The sequence below is a fragment of the Nocardioides sp. Soil796 genome, from assembly GCF_001429525.1.
Lineage (GTDB): Bacteria > Actinomycetota > Actinomycetes > Propionibacteriales > Nocardioidaceae > Nocardioides.
Genome location: NZ_LMSQ01000015.1, coordinates 1 through 18,012 on the forward strand (window position 1 = coordinate 1; position 18,012 = coordinate 18,012).

Below are 18,012 nucleotides of genomic sequence, written 5' to 3' on the forward strand. Positions count from 1 at the left end.
CAGCCACGCACTGTCACCGATGTGCTGATACAGAATCGTCACCGATGTCCTGCGACATAACACATTCCGGTGAAAGGGCGACCCGGATCATGCACGTGCACGATCCGGGTCAGGCGGCGCCGCGCAGCCAGCGAGCGACGGTCGTTCGGCTCAGACCTCGTACGTCGCGCCGGTGTGGGCCAGGTCGAGCGGGCCCTCCCAGATCGACTTCGCCTCGGCGTACGCGATCTGCTTGTCGTGCCACGGCGGGATGTGGGTGAGCACGAGGTGGGCGGCGCCGGCGCGCTGGGCGAGCTCGGCGACCTCGACCCCGGTGAGGTGCAGGTCCTCGGGGTTCTCGTCGCCGTCGCAGAACGCGGCCTCGGCGAGCAGCAGGTCGGCACCGTCGGCGGCGCGGTCGAGTCCGTCGCACGGGCCGCAGTCACCGGTGTAGACCAGCAGCCGGTCGTTGCTGGTGACGCGCAGGGAGTACGCCGGCACCGGGTGCACGACCTCCACGGCCTGGACGGTGAACGGCCCGAACTCGAAAGACGTGGTGGGGTACTCGCGGAAGTCGAACTCCTCGTGCATGCCAGGGTCGAGCGGCAGGTCGTAGGAGACCGACAGCCGGTCCGCCGTACCGGCCGGTCCCCAGACCGGGATCTGCGGCTGGGCTCCGAGGGGGTGGTACTTGCGCATCACGTAGTAGCCGCAGAGGTCCATGAAGTGGTCGGCGTGCAGGTGGCTGAGCAGGACCGCGTCGATGGTCAGCGGGTCGACATGGTTGTGCAGCTCGCCGAGCGCGCCGTTGCCGAGGTCGAGCAGGATCCGCCAGGTGCGACCCTCGAACTGTTCTTCCACCAGGTAGCAGCTGGCCGGCGAGTCAGGACCCGGGTAGGAGCCGGAGCAGCCGATGACGGTGAGCTTCATCCGCGCACCCCCACGAACTGGCTGGCCACGTGCAGCTCCGGGCCGAGGAACCGGCGACCGATCGTCTCGAAGTCGCCGGGGTTGCCGGTGGTCACGAAGCGGTACGTCGGCTCGCCCGAGGCGCGCACCAGGTTGTTGCGGACCAGCAGCTTGTAGACGTCCTTTGCGCACTCCTCGGCGCTGCTGACCAGGGTGACCTGGTCGCCCATCACGTAGGAGATGACGCCGGTGAGCAGTGGGTAGTGGGTGCAGCCGAGGATCAACGTGTCGATGCCCTCGGAGACCAGCGGGTCGAGGTAGTCGTGGGCGTGAGAGATCAGGTCGTCGCCGGCGGTGATGCCCTGCTCGACGAAGTCGACGAACTGCGGGCATGCGCGGGTGAACAGCTCGACGTGCGGTGCGGCGGCGAACGCGTCGTCGTAGGCCAGCGAGTCGGCCGTGGCGCGGGTGCAGATCACGCCGATCCGGCCGGTGCGGCTGGCCGCCACGGCACGGCGGGCGGCCGGGTAGATCACCTCGACCACGGGAACGTCGTAGCGCTCGCGGGCGTCGCGGAGCATCGCGGCGCTGGCGCTGTTGCAGGCGATGACCAGTGCCTTCACGCCCTGGTCGACGAGGTGGTCGAGGCATTCGAGCGCATACTCGCGGACCTCGCCGATCGGCTTGGGACCGTAGGGCTGGCGTGCGGTGTCGCCGACGTACAGGATCGATTCGTGGGGCAACTGGTCGATCACTGAGCGGGCAACGGTCAGTCCGCCGAAGCCCGAGTCGAAGATGCCTATGGGTCGCTCCACCATGATCGAACAATCTAGACGGATCCCCCGACGATTGCTGCCAATGGCGATCCACATCACCAATGGCGCGGGTCACGTGGGGGTTAGGGTCGTGGCGTGCTCTTCTCTCGGAACGCCCGCACCGCCCTTGCGACGACCCTGCTCCTGCTCCTCCCGACGGCCGCCTGTGCCGGTCACGAGTCGGCCGGATCGAACGGATCGGCCGACTCCGGGGACTCCATCGCGCTGCGCCAGGCGCCCCAGAGGGCCGCCGCCGGGCGCGCCACCAACCCCACGCACTACGTGCTGGCCATCTCCGTCGACGGCCTGAACGCCGAGGCCCTCGACACGTTGGGCAAGGCCGGTACGCCGAACTTCCACCGCATGATGGAGAACGGCGCCGCGACCAGCAACGCGCGCACCGAGTTCGAGCGCACGCTCACCCTGCCGAACCACACCGGCATGATCACCGGACGGCGCGTCTCGCGGTCGAGTGGCGGTCACGGCGTCGACTTCAACGACGACAACCACCGCACCGTCCAGCAGGCCGCCGGCCACCCGGTCGCGTCGGTGTTCAGCGTGTTCCACAACCACGACCTCAGCACCGCCCTGTTCGCGTCGAAGCAGAAGTTCGCGATCTTCAAGCGGTCGTGGCCGGGTGCCGTCGACCGGTTCACCGTCAACCTCGACAACCGTGAGCTGGTGCGGTCGGTGCGTGCCGACCTGGTCGCGCACCCGCGCGCCTTCACGTTCCTGCATCTCTCCCGCCCCGACGACGTCGGCCACGCGAAGGGCTTCATGTCCCCCGCCTACATGCAGGCGGTCAAGGCCACCGACCAGCGCCTGGGCGAGCTCATCCACACGGTCAACACCCACCCGAAGCTGCTCGAGCACCTCACCGTGGTGCTCACCGCCGACCACGGTGGCGAGGGCCCCAACGGGCACAGCGACATCAGGTCGTTCGCGAACTACCGGGTGCCGTTCGTGGTCTGGGGCGCCGGCGTGAAGCGGGGCGCCCGGCTCTACGACCTGAACCGGGCGTTCGCCACTCCCGGCTTCGCGCGACCGACGTACGCCGCCGCCAAGCAGCCGATCCGCAACGCTGACGTGGCCAACCTGTCGACCAGCCTGGTCGACCTCGGCCCGGTACCCGGCAGCGAGCTCAACTTCGACCAGGCCCTGCTCACGCGCTAGGACAACGCCCAGATCGGCGAGGACCAGGCCATCTCCCCGTCGGTCTGGAAGACGCGCGTGTAGTAGAAGGCATCGTCCGCGAAGTCGTCGGTCCAGGTCAGGTCGGCCTCGCGGGCACCGAGCGAGGCCAACCCACCGACGCCTGGCTGCAGCCGCAGGTGGCCCGGACCTCCCGGAACCTCCCAGGCTCGCCCTTCGGCCAGCGTCGCGTGCAGTGCCGCCAGCTCGACCGTCGCTCCGCGACCCTGGACGCCGAGGCGGATCACGGCGGTCGGCGGCCCCACGAAGGTGACCTCGACACCGCCACGCTGGGCGCCGTACGGCTCCCCGAAGCTGCGGGTCTCGGCCTCCCAGTGAAGGCTCGTGTCGGTCACCGCGGTCACCTCCGGACCCACGTGCGAGGTCTGGACGACGGCGCCGTCGGTGACCTGCACCGAGCCGCTCCAGGTCGTGGTGACGTCGGCGCCACCCCATTCCACGCGGAGCGGGACGGTCAACCAACCGTCGGGGAGACCGAGGTCTGGTGTGACCTGATGGACCACCTCGCCGTTGCGGATGATGTCGATCCGGGCCAGATCGGTGTAGCCCTCGGCGTGGATGGTGAAGGTGCGCTCGGCCCCGGCCGGCGCCTCCTCCCCCATGAAGGTCTCACCCATACGGACGTCGAGGAGGACGTCGCGGGTGGTGGCCGCGAAGGTACGCCGCTCGTGCAGCGCCTCGAAGACGTCGGCCCGCTGGAGCGAACCGGAGAAGGCCCCGACATAGCTGGCGCCGTGGCCGTGGTCGGAGGAGGCGATCAGACCGAACTTGTGGCCACGCTTGAGGCCGTCGAGCGCGAAGGTGCCCTGACGGGTGCCGTCGGCGTACTGACGGAAGCAGCCGTCGGACTCGTAGTTGCCGCGGCAGGCCTGGAAGACCTCGACGAGCCGACTGAACCGCGGGTCGTGGTAGTCCCAGTCGTTGTTGACCATCGCCGCGCCGGGATGGTGCGGAATCGTGATCGCCGGGAACTCCGGGTGCTCTGCCAACGCCGCCCACAGCCCGTCGGGGTCGGTGGTGCCGTCGGCGAAGGCGGAGAAGATCGGTGCGCCCCGCTCGACGTCACCGAAGATGACGTTTTGGTGGCCCGAGTCGGCCGACGTCCACTCGAAGCCGTAGAGCGGGACGAATCGGCCGGGGATGTGGAACAGGTCGGCGATCTTCTGGATCGACCACCACTGGTAGTCGCTGGAGTTCTCGGAGTGGTCGGTCACCGCCCAGAAGTCGTAGTCGCAGACGTCCCACGCGTAGCGGTAGAAGTCCTCCAGCGAGGGTTCGTCGCCGGCGGTGCAGCGGCTCACCAACGAGTGCCGATGCAGGTCACCCCAGTAGAGCGTGAGCTCGCGGTCGCCGACCGAGGTGACGTATCGCTCCTTCGGCACCCCGGAGACCCAGCGCCTCGCTTCGGTGCGGAGGTCCTCCACGAGCACCTGCCGGACCGGCACCAGCTCGGCGAGCCGCTCCGCGGTCGGCACCGGGCCGCCCGCGGCCAGCTGGGCGGTGACCACCGTGCCGAGCCCGTGGATGCCGTGCCAGATCACCGAGCCGTGGTGCTCGAGCAGGTAGGGGCATTCGCGGCCGCCGAACCCTTCGGTCCACTGCAGCGCACGCTCGAGCCGGGCGTCGGTCTGGGCGACCATGACCGCGCCGCCGGGTACGGCGGCGACGCTGACCTCTTCGAGCGGCCCGTCGGTGTCGTTGAGCGTGGAGGGCACCGACCAACCCACGGCGGTGAGGGCCTGGCTGGCAACCTCCCAGTAGTAGGTCATCAGGGGCAGCTGGCGGTGGATCCGGTAGCACACGGTGAGGCCGCCGTCATCGGTCGGCACGAGCCGCGGGAGTCCCGCAGGAACGACGTTGAGCCGGGGCGCGAGGTCTCCGGGTGGCTGGCGCAGCCCGTCGTCGGCGACGTTGACGACCCGGATCGAGGCGGCCACCTCCGGCAGCAGCTCGGGCGGGACGCTGTCGCCGGGTTCCCGCATGCCGTCGAGCTGACCGGGGTGGCTGTCCAGTGTGTCGACCGGCCGGAGCCTGGTCGGTCCGCTGCCCCCGTGCCCGGAGACGGTGATCACGTCGAAGGCGCACCACAGCTGCTGGTCCGCAGTGACCGCGAGGTGCGGGTGCAGGGCGTAGTCGTCGCCGGAGGTGAGATCGACGGTCTCGTGGAGGCGCCCGTCCGCGTCACGACGCCGTACGACGACCCGGTAGGCGCCGTCGCGGTACTCCGACCAGCCATGGGCCGTCGACCCGTCGTCGAACGCGGCGACGGTCGGGTCCCAGACGTTGGCCGTGACCCCGTCGGTCACGAGATCGACGGGCGACCAGGACCCGCTCTCGAGGGTGCGGTGGAAGATGCCGAACCGGTCCTCGTTGCGGCCCTGCCAGACCAGGTGCAGCCGACCGAGCGAGTCGGTGACCACTTCCTGGTTGAACGCAGGCTGCTCGGCGCCGCTGACCAGGCTCGGGTCGGTCCAGGAGCCGCCGACCATGGTGGTTGCCCAGACCCCGACCAGGCCGTCGACCCGTGCACCGTAGAACACCCACGGTGCGCCGTCGTCCGCGATGACTGCGGTGGGCCGGAAGACGTCGACGATCCCGGCGGACACGACATCCTCACGGGTCCCACCGCCGGCCTGTCGGAAGACGGTGCGCACGATGTCACCCCGGTCGGGGATCCACTCGATCCAGGCGGTGAGGCTGGCGCCGTCCGCTCCGGTCGCGAGCGTCGGACGGGCGGCATGTCGTGAACCCTCGACGACGTCGACCTCGTGGCGGGTGTGCCCCGTGATCTGCGGCGCACTGGCCAGCAGCTCGCCCGCCTTGGCGATGACCCTCGGGATCTGTCCCTGCCCTTCGTCGACCCACATGTAGCGCAGCGGGTCGGGGTCGAGGTACCGCTCGGTCTCGAGGGTGTCGAGGCTGGCCTTGATCGCGTCGGCCATGCGCCGGTTGAAGGCGAGGACCAGGTCGAGGTCGGCCTGCTGTTGCGGCGTGTAGTCGCCGGCGGAGTGGTCGAGCCCGCCGCACATCGCGGCGTGGCTGTGCCCGTGCCCGTGTCCGTGGCCGACGTCGCTCGACACGTTCCGCACCTCGCTCACTCGGTGTCCGGGTGGTCAGGTCGAATTCTGCACCCGTCGACCGCTCAGGCCCAGAGCTGGCCCTCGAGGCGGTCCTCGGCCTCGTCGATCGTGCCTTCGTAGGCCCCGGTGGAGAGGTACTTCCAGCCCGCGTCGGCCACGACGAACGCGATGTCGGCCGACTCCCCCGCCTTGACCGCCTTGGCGGCCTGGCCGATGGCGGCGTGCAGGATCGCGCCGGTCGAGATGCCGGCGAAGATTCCCTCGAGCTCGAGCAGCTCGCGCACCCGGCGTACGGCGTCACGCGGGCCGACCGAGAAGCGTGAGTCGATCAGCGACGCGTCGTACAGCTCGGGGACGAAGCCCTCGTCGAGGTTGCGCAGTCCGTAGACCAGCTCGCCGTACCGCGGCTCGGCCGCGACGATCCTCACGTCCGGCTTCGCGGAGCGGAAGAAGCGGCTGACGCCCATCAGGGTGCCGGTGGTGCCCAGGCCCGCGACGAAGTGGGTGATCTCGGGGAGGTCGGCCAGGATCTCGGGGCCGGTGCCCTCCTCGTGGGCGAGGGCGTTGGCGGGGTTGCCGTACTGGTAGAGCATCACCCAGTCGGGGTGCTCCTCGGCGACCCGCTTGGCCACCCGGACCGCCTCGTTGGAGCCGCCGGCCGCGGGTGAGGAGACGATCTCGGCGCCCCACATGCGCAGCAGGAGGCGACGCTCCTCGGAGGTGTTCTCGGGCATCACGCAGACCAGGCGGTATCCCTTGAGCTTGGCGGCCATCGCCAGCGAGATGCCGGTGTTGCCCGACGTCGGCTCGAGGATCGTGCAGCCGGGGCGGAGCGACCCGTCCTTCTCGGCCTGCTCGATCATCTTCAGGGCCGGGCGGTCCTTGATCGAGCCGGTCGGGTTGCGGTCCTCGAGCTTGGCCCAGATGCGGACGTCGGGGCTCGGGGACAGCCGAGGGAGCCCGATCAGCGGCGTGCCGCCGACGGACTCCAGGAGGTTGTCGAAGCGGGTCATCCGCCGGCGACGGCAGGCAGGACGACGACCTGGTCGCCGTCGTTGAGGGTGGCCTCCAGCCCGCCGATGAAGCGGACGTCCTCGTCGTTGACGTAGACGTTGACGAAGCGGCGCAGGTCACCGTCGTCGAGGAGGCGGTCGCCGATGCCGGGGTGGTTGGCCTCGAGGTCGGCGATGAGCGCGGAGAGCGTGGCGCCCTCGGCGTTCACGGCCTTCTCACCGTTGGTGTAGGTGCGCAGGATGGTGGGGATCCGAACTTCGATGGCCATCAGCCAAGTCTCCTCATCAGGCGGGATGCCTTGTTTCGGTGGTGGTGACGGTGACCTCTTCTTCGGTCACCTCACCGTCGATGATTCTGTAGGACCTGAACTCCACGGGACCGTCGTTATTCCCGTGCTCGCGTGTCGACACGAGCACGTAGTGGGCGTTCGGCTCACTCGCCAGCCCGATGTCGGTGCGGCTCGGGTAGGCCTCGGTGGCGGTGTGCGAGTGGTAGACGACGACGGGTTCCTCGTCGTTGTCCCACATCTCCTTGTAGAGCGCGAGAAGCTCGGTGGAGTCGAACTCGTAGAACGTCGGACTGCCCGCGGCGTTGACCATCTCGATGAACCGCACGGGACGGTCACTGCCCTCGGGCCCGGCGACGATGCCGCAGGCCTCGTCAGGGTGGTCCCGCTTCGCGTGCGCGACGATCGCGTCGTACGTCGCCTGGTCAATGGTCAACACGGTCCCAAGGGTAGGTGAAGCGGCGAAGCCGCCTCGACCGGAGCCCGGCCCTGAGACGCGACCTCACAACCTCACAACGCCACGTAACCTGCGGCCATGGCTGAACTCGACCCGACCCTGGACACCGCCCTGCAGACCGTTCTCGCCCGCAACCCGGGAGAGTCCGAGTTCCACCAGGCGGTCCGCGAGGTGCTCGAGTGCCTCAACCCGGTCGTCAGGGCCCACCCGCAGTACGTCGAGGGCCGCATCATCGAGCGCCTCTGCGAGCCCGAGCGCCAGCTGATGTTCCGGGTGCCGTGGACCGACGACTCCGGCGACATCCACATCAACCGCGGCTTCCGCGTCGAGTTCAACTCCGCGCTCGGACCGTTCAAGGGTGGCCTGCGCTTCCACCCGACGGTCAACCTCGGCATCGTGAAGTTCCTCGGCTTCGAGCAGATCTTCAAGAACGCCCTGACCGGGCTGCCGATCGGCGGCGGGAAGGGCGGTTCCGACTTCGACCCGAAGGGCCGCAGCGACGCGGAGGTCATGCGCTTCTGCCAGTCCCTGATGACCGAGCTCTACCGCCACATCGGCGAGTACACCGACGTCCCCGCCGGCGACATCGGCGTGGGCGGCCGCGAGATCGGCTACCTGTTCGGGCAGTACAAGCGGATCACCAACCGCTACGAGTCCGGCGTGCTCACCGGCAAGGGCCTGGCGTACGGCGGCTCGCAGGTGCGCACCGAGGCCACGGGCTACGGCACCGTGATCTTCGCCCGCGAGATGCTCGCCACCCGCGGGCTCGAGCTCTCCGGCCGCCGCGTGATCGTCTCGGGCTCGGGCAACGTGGCGATCTACGCCGCCCAGAAGGCGCAGCAGCTGGGTGCCCACGTCGTGGCGTGCTCCGACTCCGGCGGCTACGTCGTCGACGAGGACGGCCTCGACCTCGACCTGCTCAAGCAGGTCAAGGAGGTGGACCGCGGCCGCCTCACCGACTACGCCGACCAGCGCCCGAACGCCACGCACCACGCGGACGGCTCGGTGTGGGAGGTGCCCTGCGAGATCGCACTCCCCTGCGCGACCCAGAACGAGCTCACCGCCGACCACGCGAAGGCCCTGGTCGCCGGCGGCGTGCTCGCCGTCGCCGAGGGTGCCAACATGCCGTGCACGCCGGACGCGGTGGCGGTGCTCGTCGAGAACGACGTGCTGTTCGCCCCGGGCAAGGCCGCGAATGCCGGTGGTGTCGCGACCAGCGCGCTCGAGATGCAGCAGAACGCCTCCCGCGACTCGTGGCACTTCGACCACACCGAGCAGCGGCTCGAGCAGATCATGGTCGACCTGCACGCCCGCTGTGCCGAGGCCGCCGACCACTACGGCCAGCCCGGCAACTACGTGGCCGGCGCCAACATCTCGAGCTTCATCCAGGTCGCCGACGCGATGCTGGCCCACGGCGTCATCTGACGAACCGTGTGTTCTTGATGCGCGAACCGCGTGTTCTTGATGCGCGAACCGGGGATTCTTGATGCGCGAACCGGGGATTCTTGACGCCCGGTCAGTCCATCAGGGCTTCGACCAGGGTCTCCTGCAGATAGCCGACCCACTCGTAGATGTCGTGGGCCTGCGCCTCGGGATCGTCGTCGGGGAGGCTGTGCCAGTAGGCCTCGTCGCCGTCCTCGACACCGAGACGGGTGGCCAACGCGAGCCGCAGGTCGGTGAACGAGCGCATCCACGTCTCGGCGGTCGGCTCGTCGAGCTCGACGTCGAAGTGCAGGCCGTCCTCGGTCAGCTCCTGGGGCAGGCCGGCCTCCTCGAGACCGTCGATGATCGCGATCGCGGCCGCCGACTTGCCGTCACGCAGGGCCCCCTCGGTGAACCGGCGGAACTCGGCGGAGGCCTCCTCGTCCTCGGCGTACGCCGACGGGAACAACCTGGCCAGCACCGGGTCCTCGGGCTCGTTCGTCGGGCCGGAGAAGTCCATCATCGCCTCGAACGGGTCCGTCGTCTCGGAGGGTACGGCGGCCTCGTTGCGCAGCAGCTCGACGAGCTGGGCAGCCAGCGAGCGCAACAGCTCCGCCTCGAACCCGGTGAAGTTGGCGATGATGCTGCGGCTCTTGCGGTGCCGGGCGAACCCGCTCATGCCTTCTCCATCGTGGCCCACAGGCCGTACTCGTGCATGGCCTGCACGTCGCGCTCCATCTCTTCGCGGGTACCGGTCGAGACCACGGACCGGCCGTCCTCGTGCACCTCGAGCATGAGCTTCTCGGCCTTCTTCCGGTCGTAGCCGAAGTACTTGCCGAACACGTAGGTCACGTAGGACATCAGGTTGACCGGGTCGTTCCACACGATCGTCACCCACGGCTTGGCCAGGAACGTGATCTCGTCGGGAGTGACCGTCTCCTCGACGTCGGGATCCGCATGTGCGGGGCTCGCTGTTGACACGGCTACATCGTGGCACAGTGTCCTGCGTGACCGACTCATCCGGCGCCTCTTCGACCGCCCTGCTGACCGACCACTACGAGCTCACGATGCTCCAGGCCGCCCTGGCCGCGGGCACGGCCGATCGCCGCTCCGTGTTCGAGCTCTTCCCGAGACGGCTTCCCGAGGGACGCCGGTACGGCGTGGTCGCGGGGGTCGGCCGGGCCCTCGACGCGATCGAGCGCTTCCGCTTCGACGACCACGTCCTCGGTGTGCTGCGCGAGGGCCACGTGGTCGACGGCCCCACCCTCGACTGGCTGGCCGACTACCGCTTCTCCGGCGACATCTGGGGCTACGCCGAGGGCGAGGCCTACTTCCCCTACTCCCCCCTCGTCGTGGTCGAGTCGACGTTCGCGGAGGCCGTCGTCCTCGAGACGGTGCTGCTCTCGATCTACAACCACGACGCGGCGATCGCCGGTGCGGCCTCGCGCATGACGATGGCCGCCCAGGGGCGCCCGTGCATCGAGATGGGCTCTCGACGCACGCACGAGGAGGCCGCCGCGGCATGCGCGCGTGCGGCCTACATCGCCGGTTTCGAGACCACCTCCAACCTTGCAGCCCGGGAGCGGTACGGCGTGCCGACCGCGGGCACCTCCGCACACAGCTTCACGCTCCTGCACGACACCGAGGAGGACGCGTTCCGCGCGCAGATCGCGTCGCTCGGCAAGGGCACGTCCCTGCTGGTCGACACCTACGACGTCGAGGAGGCGGTACGCCTGGGTGTCGAGCTGGCCGGCACCGAGCTGGGCGCCGTACGCCTCGACTCCGGCGACCTCGGCGTGCTGGCCCACCAGGTGCGCAAGCAGCTCGACGAGCTCGGCGCGACGCAGACCCGCATCATCGTCACCAGCGACCTCGACGAGTACGCCATCGCCGGGCTCGCCGCGGCACCCGTCGACGGGTACGGCGTGGGCACGCAGCTGGTCACCGGCAGCGGACACCCGACCTGTGGCTTCGTCTACAAGCTGGTCGCGCGCGAGGGCGACGACGGCGAGATGGTGTCGGTGGCGAAGAAGAGCAAGGACAAGATCTCGATCGGCGGTCGCAAGTTCGCCCTGCGCCGGCTCGGCCCCGACGGCCGGGCGCAGGCCGAGGTGGTCGGCATCGGCGAGCCGCCGGAGAACGACGGCAACGACCGTCCCCTCCTGGTGCCGCTGGTCAGCGGTGGCGAGATCGTGGGCCGCGAGACGCTGGCGCAGGCTCGCGAACGCCATGCCTCGTCGATGGCCGAGCTGCCGTTGCCGGCCCAGATGCTCAGCAAGGGTGAGCCGGTCCTGGAGACCCAGCACATCGGCGGCTGAACCCGCGCGGGTTGTCGCGGTTGCGCCATGTCGCAACTGCGGCACCCGCGACCGCTGACACGGGTGCCGCCACGCAGGGAGAGTGCAGACAGACGAGCTCCCCGAGCTCCCTGGTAAACGAAGGACTCCCTGGCATGCCGCACCGCCGTTCCTCCTCCACCCGCGTCCGTCGACTGGCTGCGCTGACCGGCCTGGGCCTGGTCGTCGCCGGACTGACCTCAGGCCTGACCACGGGCCCGGCCACCGGCTCCCCGGGCGGAGCCGCCCCCGGCCCGGCCGGGGCCGCCGCTGGTCCCGGCCGCGGTGCCGACGACACGGTCACCCTGGTCACCGGCGACCGGGTGCACGTCCGCGACGAGACCGGCGGCCACAGCTCGGTCGTCATCGAACCCGCCGCGGGCCGGGACGGTGTCGACTTCCACCAGCTGGAGATCGACGGAGAGCTGCACGTGCTGCCCGGCGACGCCGTACCGCTGCTCGCTGCCGGCCGCCTCGACGACGACCTGTTCAACATCGACCTGTTGCTCGCCGACGGGTACGACGACGCGGCGGCCGACACGCTGCCCCTGATCGCGACCACCTCCGGCACCATGCGCGGACTGTCCACGCTGGACGGCGCGGACCAGGGCGCCACGCTGGAGAGCGTCGACGGGCGGGTGATGGAGGTCCGCAAGGACGAGGCCGCAGACTTCTGGACCTCCCTGACGCAACCGGGAACGGCCCGGATGGCGGCCGGCGTGCGGAAGCTGTGGCTCGACGGCCGGGTCCGCGCCGATCTGGACCGCAGCGTGGCGCAGATCGGTGCCCCGACCGCCTGGGAGGCCGGCTTCGACGGCGCGGGCGTCAAGGTCGCCGTGCTGGACACCGGCGTCGACACCGAGCACCCCGACCTGGCCGGGCGGGTGAGCGAGTCACGCAACTTCTCCGACAGTGCCACCGTGGCCGACCGCTTCGGCCACGGCACCCATGTCGCCGCCACGATCGGCGGCAGCGGTGACGGTTCCGACGGCCAGCGCAAGGGTGTCGCGCCGGGCTCGGACATCCTGTCCGGCAAGGTGCTCGACGACACCGGCAACGGATACGAGTCCGACATCATCGAGGCGATGGAGTGGGCCGTCGCGGCCGACGCCGACGTGGTCAACATGAGCCTCGGCGGAGGCCCCACCGACGGCACCGACCCGCTCAGCCAGGCGGTGAACGAGCTCAGCGCGAGCAGCGACTCCCTGTTCGTGGTCTCCGCCGGTAACGACGGCCCGGGCGCCTCCACGATCGGCACCCCCGGCAGCGCTGACGCGTCGCTCACGGTCGGCGCGGTGGATCGTGACGAGTCGCTGGCGGACTTCTCCAGCCGCGGCCCCCGCCTCGGGGACCTCGCCATCAAGCCCGACCTCACCGCACCCGGTGTCGACATCGTCGCCGCCCGCGCCTCCGGTACGTCGATGGGCACCCCGGTCGACGCCCTCTACACCAGGGCGAGCGGCACCTCGATGGCCGCACCACACGTCGCCGGCGCCGCCGTACTGCTCGCGCAGCAGCACCCGGACTGGACCGGTGAGCAGCTCAAGGACGCCCTGATCAGCACTGCCCTCCCGGGTGATCTCACCGAGCACGAGCAGGGCGGTGGCCGGGTCGACGTGGCGCGCGCGGTCACCCAGGCGGTGCACGGAACCGGCACGGTCAACCTCGGCGACATCAGCGACGGCCAGACCGACGCCGTGACCCGACAGATCACCTGGACCAACACCGGGGACACAGAGGTCACCCTCGACCTCGATCTCGACGTCACCGACCTCGGCGGCGACGCGCCCGCCGAGGGCTCGCTGGCCCTGGCCAGCGACACCGTGGTCGTGCCGGCCGGCGGCACCGCGGAGGTCACCCTCACCCTCGACCCCACGAAGCTCGAGCGCGGACGGTACGCCGGCCAGCTGGTCGCGACAAGTGGCGACGTCGTCGTGCACACGACGATCGGTGCGGTGAAGGCCGCACCCACCCACGAGGTCACCTTCCGGGCGGTGGGCTTCGACGGCGAGTCGATCACTGCGACACCGGTGGTGCTCACCGGTGAGGACCCGCGCTTCGACACGCTCGTGCACGTCTGGAAGGACCGCGAGGTGACCGTCGAGGTGGGCGAGGGGGACTACTTCCTCAGCGCGATGGTCACTCCGGACGTCGACGACGAGAACTCCGGGGTCGCGATCATCGATCCCGACCTCGAGGTGACCGGCGACATGGAGGTCGTGCTCGATGCCCGCAAGGCGACGAGGGTGCAGGTCCGCACACCGCTCCCGACCACGCCCCGCGGCAACCTGGGCTACTCGGCGTACCGGAAGATCGCCGGGCGCACGATCACGCACAGTGTGCAGAAGTTCGACGACACCCGCTCGATCTGGGTGACCCCGACCGAGCACGCCAAGGGCGGCGAGTTCGAGTTCACCTCGCGCTGGCAGCTGGCCGAGCCGATGGTCACCGCGACCACCGTGGGGCGCAAGCCGCTGACCCTGCTGCCGGCCCTGGAGCGCTACTCCCCGACCGTCACCGGGAGCCGGCAGCTCGAGGTGGTCGAAGCCGGGGCTGGCAAGGCCGCCGACTACGCCGGCCTCGACGTCGCCGGCAAGATCGCCCTGGTCCACCCGGCAGGCAAGGGCAGCCAGGACGTCAAGGCGGCGGTCGACGCCGGCGTGGCGATGCTGCTGATCGCGCCGAAGGAAGGCACCCAGTGGTGGACGAAGTTCACCGGCCGGGGCACCCGTCTGGCGCTGCCCGTGCTGGTGCTCTCGCCGAAGGAACGTGACCTGCTCACCGACCGCATGGCCCAGGGGCGGGTCGACCTGCGCGTCTCGGGCGTCGAGGACAGTCGTTACACCTACGACGTGGTGCAGGTCTCCGACGGCCGGGTCCCCGACCAGGTGGTCCACGAGGTGACCCGCAGGAACAGCGCGACGGTCACCGCGCGCTACGCCGAGATGGGCGGGGAGCCCTGGGCCAAGGAGCAGCGCTTCGCGTGGCGTCCGTGGCAGGCCTACACGATCATCGAGTCGCAGCGCGACCTGCACACCCCGCAGCAGCGCACCGAGACGATCTCGAGCGGCGCGGCCGACACGCTCTGGCGCCAGCACGTCCTGCACTTCTACAGCTGGGACACGATGAACCCGATCACGACCGGCGCGGTCCACGGGATCAGGACCTATCGGCCCGGCGAGAAGGTCACCTACGACTGGTTCGGCCCGGTGGTCCGCCCGGCGGTGCCGGCCGGCAACCGTCCGACCCGCACCGGCGACGCCCTCGAGCTCAAGGTCGCCGAGCTCGCCGGCAACGGCGGTACGACGTACGACCGCGCCAAGGCCTCGGAGACCACCATGCACCTGTACGAGAACGAGCTGCTGATTGCCTCCGACGACCAGGCCTGGGGAAGCTACGACGTCGGTCAGCGGCCGGCGGACTACCGTCTCGACCTCGCGGTCGAACGCACCAAGGACACCACCTGGGAGTTCTCGACCCGCACGGACACGACCTGGAGGTTCCACTCGGAGCGGCCGGGTTCGGGATCGACTGAACTACCGCTGCTGCAGGTCGACTACGACACTCCGGCAGGGCTCGACCACGAGGTCAGGGCAGGCAGCATCGGGGCCCTGAAGCTCTCGATCGGGCGGGTGGACGCTCCGCACCTCGCTCGCCTGGCCGACGTACGAGCCTGGGTGTCGTACGACGACGGCGCGACCTGGCAGCGGCTCGGCCTCCTCAAGTGGGGCAAGGACGGCTGGCGCACGCTGCTCAGGCACTCACGCACGGCCGACCACGTCTCGCTGCGGGTGCACGCGAAGGACGCCGACGGCAACAGCATCGAGCAGACCGTGATGCGGGCCTACGGGATCAGCTGAGCGGACCCACGTCCCCGGACCCGGGGTCATCGAGCCAGCCACGGCGAGAGATCTGCCAGGCGAGCTGCATCCGGGTCTGGGCGTGGGTCAGCGTCATCACCTCACTGATCCGGCGCTGCACGGTGCGCACGCTCATCCCGAGCCGGGTCGCGATCGCCTTGTCGCTCACCCCGGCGACCAGGAGCGAGAGCAGGGCCCGGGTCTCGTCCGCCAAAGGGTCGGTCGGGGAGGCCTCGACGAGGGCTGTCTCGCCGGGCTCGGGCGGCGCCAGCAGCGGCGAGGACCCCGACCAGTAGCTGTCGAAGAGCGCCAGCAACGCGGTCAGCAGGTTGCTGTCGCGCACCAGTGCCGCCGTCGGCTCGCTGACCCCGTCGCGACCCGGCACCAACGGGCACAGGGCGATCGAGCGGTCGGAGATCGCCATCCGCACCGGCAGGGACGGCGCGGCCCGCGCCACCTCGCCGGCCCGGACACCCTGGGCGAGGCTGTCGAGCATCCCGGCCTCCTCGAGGAGCGCCTGCTCGTAGATCACCCGGTAGCTGACGCCGCGGGCCAGCATCGCGAACTCCTCGTCGTTGTCTGCCGAAGGCATCGCCACCACGCCGGCGCGACAGAACCACAGCATCTCCGAGCGGGTCGACAGCTGCAGGTTGCGCAGCTGCTGGCGGATCGCGTCGGTGCCGCTGATCACCTCCACGAGCTGGTTGGCGTCGCGGCGGCGGATCGACGCCCGGTGCTCCTCGGTCAGCTCGTTGACCGTGATGCGGGCCCGGTCCAGCGCGTCCATGCCGCTGCGGAGCAACGGTGCGAAGCCCACGTCCGGCGGGGTCGGTGCGTAGCGGCGCGGCTCACCTCCGACGGAGGTGACCAGTCCGACGGACTGCAGGTCCTCGAGCAGTGTTCGCACCTCGGTCTCGGCCAGGCCGAGCACCTCGGCCACGTGGGCGGCCGGCGCCTCACCGACCCGCACCAGCAGCCGGTAGGCATTCTCCTGCGCGGGCCCGAGGCCCGCCGCTTGCAACGACATCGATCCATTGTCGCCGATCAGGCTCACCCACCGCACCCGGTGGCCCGAGGCATGCCGTGCGCACTACCCTCGGTCCATGAAGCGCGCACTGATCGTCGTCGACGTCCAGAACGACTTCTGCGAGGGCGGTTCCCTGGCCGTGGCCGGCGGGGCCCAGGTGGCCCACGACGTCGCCGAGCTCCTCCACCTGTGGAGCGCCCGGGGTCCCGACGCCCCCGACTACGACCACGTGGTGGCCACCAAGGACCATCACATCGACCCCGGCGCGCACTGGTCCGACGACCCCGACTTCGTCGACTCGTGGCCGGTGCACTGCAAGGTCGGCACCGACGGCGAGGCGTTCCACCCCAACCTCGACCCACAGCCGTTCGACGCGATCTTCCTCAAGGGCGAGTACGTCGCGGCCTACTCCGGGTTCGAGGGTCGCGACGCCAACGGTCACGGGCTGGTCGGCTGGCTCCGTGAGCACGAGGTGACCGAGGTCGACGTGTGCGGCCTCGCCACCGACCACTGCGTGCGGGCCACCGCCCTCGACGCGGCGGCCGAGGGCTTCACGGTGCGCCTGCTCCCCCACCTCTGTGCGGGTGTGGCGCCGGAGTCGACCGAGCGGGCCCTGGCCGAGATGCGCGAGGCCGGCGTCAACGTCGGCTGATCGTCAACGTCGGTCGACCCTCACTCGCCCGTGAAGTGCGGGTGACGCTTCTCGCCGAACGCGCGCATGCCCTCGGCCACGTCGGCCGTGCGCAACAGCATCGTCTGCGTGGTGCGCTCGTTCTCCAGTGACGCCTCGAGCTGCGCGAGTGTCGCGGCGTTGACGGCCCGCTTCGTCGCGGCCTGGGCCAGCGGGGCACCGTGGCGCAACCGCTTGACGATGCCGGCCAGCCCGTCGGCGTACTCGCTGTCGGGGAAGACGTGGGAGACCAGCCCGGCGTCGTACGCCTCGCGGCCCGGGAGCGGTTCGGCGAGCAGGGCCAGACGCATCGCCCGGGCCCGGCCGATCGAGGCGGCCACGGTGGCCGACGAGCCGCCGTCCGGCATCAGGCCGACGCGCGCGAACGCCAGCAGGAACGCGGCCGACTCGGCGCACACGGCCAGGTCGCAGGCCAGGGCCACCGAGAGCCCGACGCCGGCGGCGATGCCGTTGACCCCGGCCACGACGGGCTTGTCGCACTGCACGACGGCGCGGATCAGCAGGTTGGCCGCGTCGAGGGCGCGCACGTCGAACCCCTCGTGGGCGTTCTCCCCCGCGATGTCGGCCCCGGTGCTGAACGCACCGGCCGTGCCGGTCAGCAGCACCACGCGTACGTCGTCACGCACGCTCGCCTCGTTGAGCAGCCCGGCCGTGCCGACCACCATCTCGCCGGTGAAGGCGTTCAGCGCCTCCGGCCGGTCGAACCGGATCGTCAGCACGCCGTCGGACTCGGTCACCTGCAGCCCCGGAACCTGGTTCGTCATCCCCGCAACCTAGTCCCACGAACCGGCAATGCTTGATGCGCGAGCCGGCAAGTCTTGCGTCGCCAACCGGCAATCCTTGATGCGCGAGCCGGCAGTTCTTGATTTCCAACAACTCCCCAACAAGTGCTTGACAGTCGAGGGCGACCTGCGACACACTCCC

At 70.2% G+C, this 18,012-nt stretch carries 15 protein-coding genes; 5 read left to right on the forward strand and 10 right to left on the reverse strand.

Going from position 1 to position 18,012, the window contains the following annotated elements; all coding sequences use genetic code 11:
• Nucleotides 1–150 precede the first annotated feature (150 nt).
• Entirely contained in the window at nt 151–909 is a 759-nt protein-coding gene (locus tag ASH02_RS05540) for an MBL fold metallo-hydrolase (protein WP_056675432.1), read from the reverse strand.
• Nucleotides 906–1,706 (reverse strand): glutamate racemase, encoded by an 801-nt coding sequence (gene murI, locus ASH02_RS05545; protein ID WP_056675429.1) that lies wholly within the window; start codon nt 1,704–1,706, stop codon nt 906–908. The genes ASH02_RS05540 and murI overlap by 4 nt, the downstream gene beginning before the upstream one ends.
• A 93-nt stretch (nt 1,707–1,799) precedes the next feature.
• Between murI and ASH02_RS05550 the strand changes: the two genes are divergently transcribed.
• Entirely contained in the window at nt 1,800–2,876 is a 1,077-nt protein-coding gene (locus tag ASH02_RS05550; protein ID WP_056675426.1) for an alkaline phosphatase family protein, read from the forward strand.
• On the opposite strand, the gene ASH02_RS05555 is transcribed toward ASH02_RS05550, so the two are convergent.
• From ASH02_RS05555 to ASH02_RS05570, 4 genes are all read right to left on the reverse strand, one after another.
• A complete protein-coding gene (locus ASH02_RS05555; RefSeq protein WP_156393474.1) occupies nt 2,873–5,995 on the reverse strand; it encodes a DUF3604 domain-containing protein in 3,123 nt (1,040 codons plus the stop codon). The genes ASH02_RS05550 and ASH02_RS05555 overlap by 4 nt on opposite strands.
• Before the next feature lie 62 nt (nt 5,996–6,057).
• Nucleotides 6,058–7,008 carry a PLP-dependent cysteine synthase family protein gene (locus tag ASH02_RS05560; RefSeq protein WP_056675419.1) on the reverse strand — a complete coding sequence of 317 codons (951 nt, stop codon included), beginning with the start codon at nt 7,006–7,008 and terminating at the stop codon, nt 6,058–6,060.
• The gene (locus tag ASH02_RS05565) at nt 7,005–7,277 is read right to left on the reverse strand and encodes a MoaD/ThiS family protein (protein WP_056675417.1); all 273 of its coding nucleotides are present in this window, start codon (nt 7,275–7,277) and stop codon (nt 7,005–7,007) included. The genes ASH02_RS05560 and ASH02_RS05565 overlap by 4 nt, the downstream gene beginning before the upstream one ends.
• A 16-nt stretch (nt 7,278–7,293) precedes the next feature.
• Nucleotides 7,294–7,734, reverse strand: a complete 441-nt coding sequence (locus tag ASH02_RS05570; protein WP_056675414.1) for a Mov34/MPN/PAD-1 family protein — start codon at nt 7,732–7,734, stop codon at nt 7,294–7,296.
• Nucleotides 7,735–7,830: 96 nt separating this feature from the next.
• Between ASH02_RS05570 and gdhA the strand changes: the two genes are divergently transcribed.
• Nucleotides 7,831–9,177 carry an NADP-specific glutamate dehydrogenase gene (gdhA, locus tag ASH02_RS05575; RefSeq protein ID WP_057294413.1) on the forward strand — a complete coding sequence of 449 codons (1,347 nt, stop codon included), beginning with the start codon at nt 7,831–7,833 and terminating at the stop codon, nt 9,175–9,177.
• A 91-nt stretch (nt 9,178–9,268) separates the two neighbouring features.
• On the opposite strand, the gene ASH02_RS05580 is transcribed toward gdhA, so the two are convergent.
• Together ASH02_RS05580 and clpS are read right to left on the reverse strand one after the other, a co-directional pair.
• A complete protein-coding gene (locus ASH02_RS05580; protein WP_056675408.1) occupies nt 9,269–9,853 on the reverse strand; it encodes a DUF2017 domain-containing protein in 585 nt (194 codons plus the stop codon).
• Nucleotides 9,850–10,155 carry an ATP-dependent Clp protease adapter ClpS gene (gene clpS, locus ASH02_RS05585; RefSeq protein WP_056675405.1) on the reverse strand — a complete coding sequence of 102 codons (306 nt, stop codon included), beginning with the start codon at nt 10,153–10,155 and terminating at the stop codon, nt 9,850–9,852. Before clpS ends, ASH02_RS05580 begins: the two co-directional genes overlap by 4 nt.
• A 17-nt stretch (nt 10,156–10,172) precedes the next feature.
• Between clpS and ASH02_RS05590 the strand changes: the two genes are divergently transcribed.
• Together ASH02_RS05590 and ASH02_RS05595 are read left to right on the forward strand one after the other, a co-directional pair.
• Complete coding sequence (locus ASH02_RS05590; RefSeq protein WP_056675402.1) at nt 10,173–11,492, forward strand: nicotinate phosphoribosyltransferase; 1,320 nt, start codon at nt 10,173–10,175, stop codon at nt 11,490–11,492.
• A gap of 134 nt (nt 11,493–11,626) precedes the next feature.
• Nucleotides 11,627–15,370: a S8 family peptidase gene (locus tag ASH02_RS05595; RefSeq protein ID WP_056675398.1), complete on the forward strand. Its 3,744-nt coding sequence runs from the start codon at nt 11,627–11,629 to the stop codon at nt 15,368–15,370.
• On the opposite strand, the gene ASH02_RS05600 is transcribed toward ASH02_RS05595, so the two are convergent.
• A complete protein-coding gene (locus ASH02_RS05600) occupies nt 15,363–16,397 on the reverse strand; it encodes a helix-turn-helix domain-containing protein (RefSeq protein WP_056679024.1) in 1,035 nt (344 codons plus the stop codon). The two genes, ASH02_RS05595 and ASH02_RS05600, sit on opposite strands and share 8 nt — an antisense overlap.
• A gap of 76 nt (nt 16,398–16,473) precedes the next feature.
• On the opposite strand from ASH02_RS05600, the gene ASH02_RS05605 reads away from it, so the two are divergent.
• Nucleotides 16,474–17,049, forward strand: a complete 576-nt coding sequence (locus ASH02_RS05605; RefSeq protein ID WP_056675395.1) for a nicotinamidase — start codon at nt 16,474–16,476, stop codon at nt 17,047–17,049.
• Nucleotides 17,050–17,069: 20 nt separating this feature from the next.
• Here ASH02_RS05605 and ASH02_RS05610 read toward each other — a convergent pair whose 3' ends face one another.
• Nucleotides 17,070–17,852, reverse strand: coding sequence for an enoyl-CoA hydratase (locus tag ASH02_RS05610; RefSeq protein ID WP_056675392.1), 783 nt, complete (start codon nt 17,850–17,852; stop codon nt 17,070–17,072).
• Nucleotides 17,853–18,012: the final 160 nt, after the last annotated feature.

Coding starts and splice junctions, on each gene's coding strand:
- ASH02_RS05580 (WP_056675408.1), bottom strand. CDS start 9,853: ATGAGCGGGTTCGCCCGGCACCGCAAGAGCCGCAGCATCATCGCCAAC.
- ASH02_RS05605 (WP_056675395.1), top strand. CDS start 16,474: ATGAAGCGCGCACTGATCGTCGTCGACGTCCAGAACGACTTCTGCGAG.
- ASH02_RS05600 (WP_056679024.1), bottom strand. CDS start 16,397: ATGTCGTTGCAAGCGGCGGGCCTCGGGCCCGCGCAGGAGAATGCCTAC.
- ASH02_RS05610 (WP_056675392.1), bottom strand. CDS start 17,852: ATGACGAACCAGGTTCCGGGGCTGCAGGTGACCGAGTCCGACGGCGTG.
- ASH02_RS05560 (WP_056675419.1), bottom strand. CDS start 7,008: ATGACCCGCTTCGACAACCTCCTGGAGTCCGTCGGCGGCACGCCGCTG.
- ASH02_RS05595 (WP_056675398.1), top strand. CDS start 11,627: ATGCCGCACCGCCGTTCCTCCTCCACCCGCGTCCGTCGACTGGCTGCG.
- murI (WP_056675429.1), bottom strand. CDS start 1,706: ATGGTGGAGCGACCCATAGGCATCTTCGACTCGGGCTTCGGCGGACTG.
- gdhA (WP_057294413.1), top strand. CDS start 7,831: ATGGCTGAACTCGACCCGACCCTGGACACCGCCCTGCAGACCGTTCTC.
- ASH02_RS05540 (WP_056675432.1), bottom strand. CDS start 909: ATGAAGCTCACCGTCATCGGCTGCTCCGGCTCCTACCCGGGTCCTGAC.
- ASH02_RS05565 (WP_056675417.1), bottom strand. CDS start 7,277: ATGGCCATCGAAGTTCGGATCCCCACCATCCTGCGCACCTACACCAAC.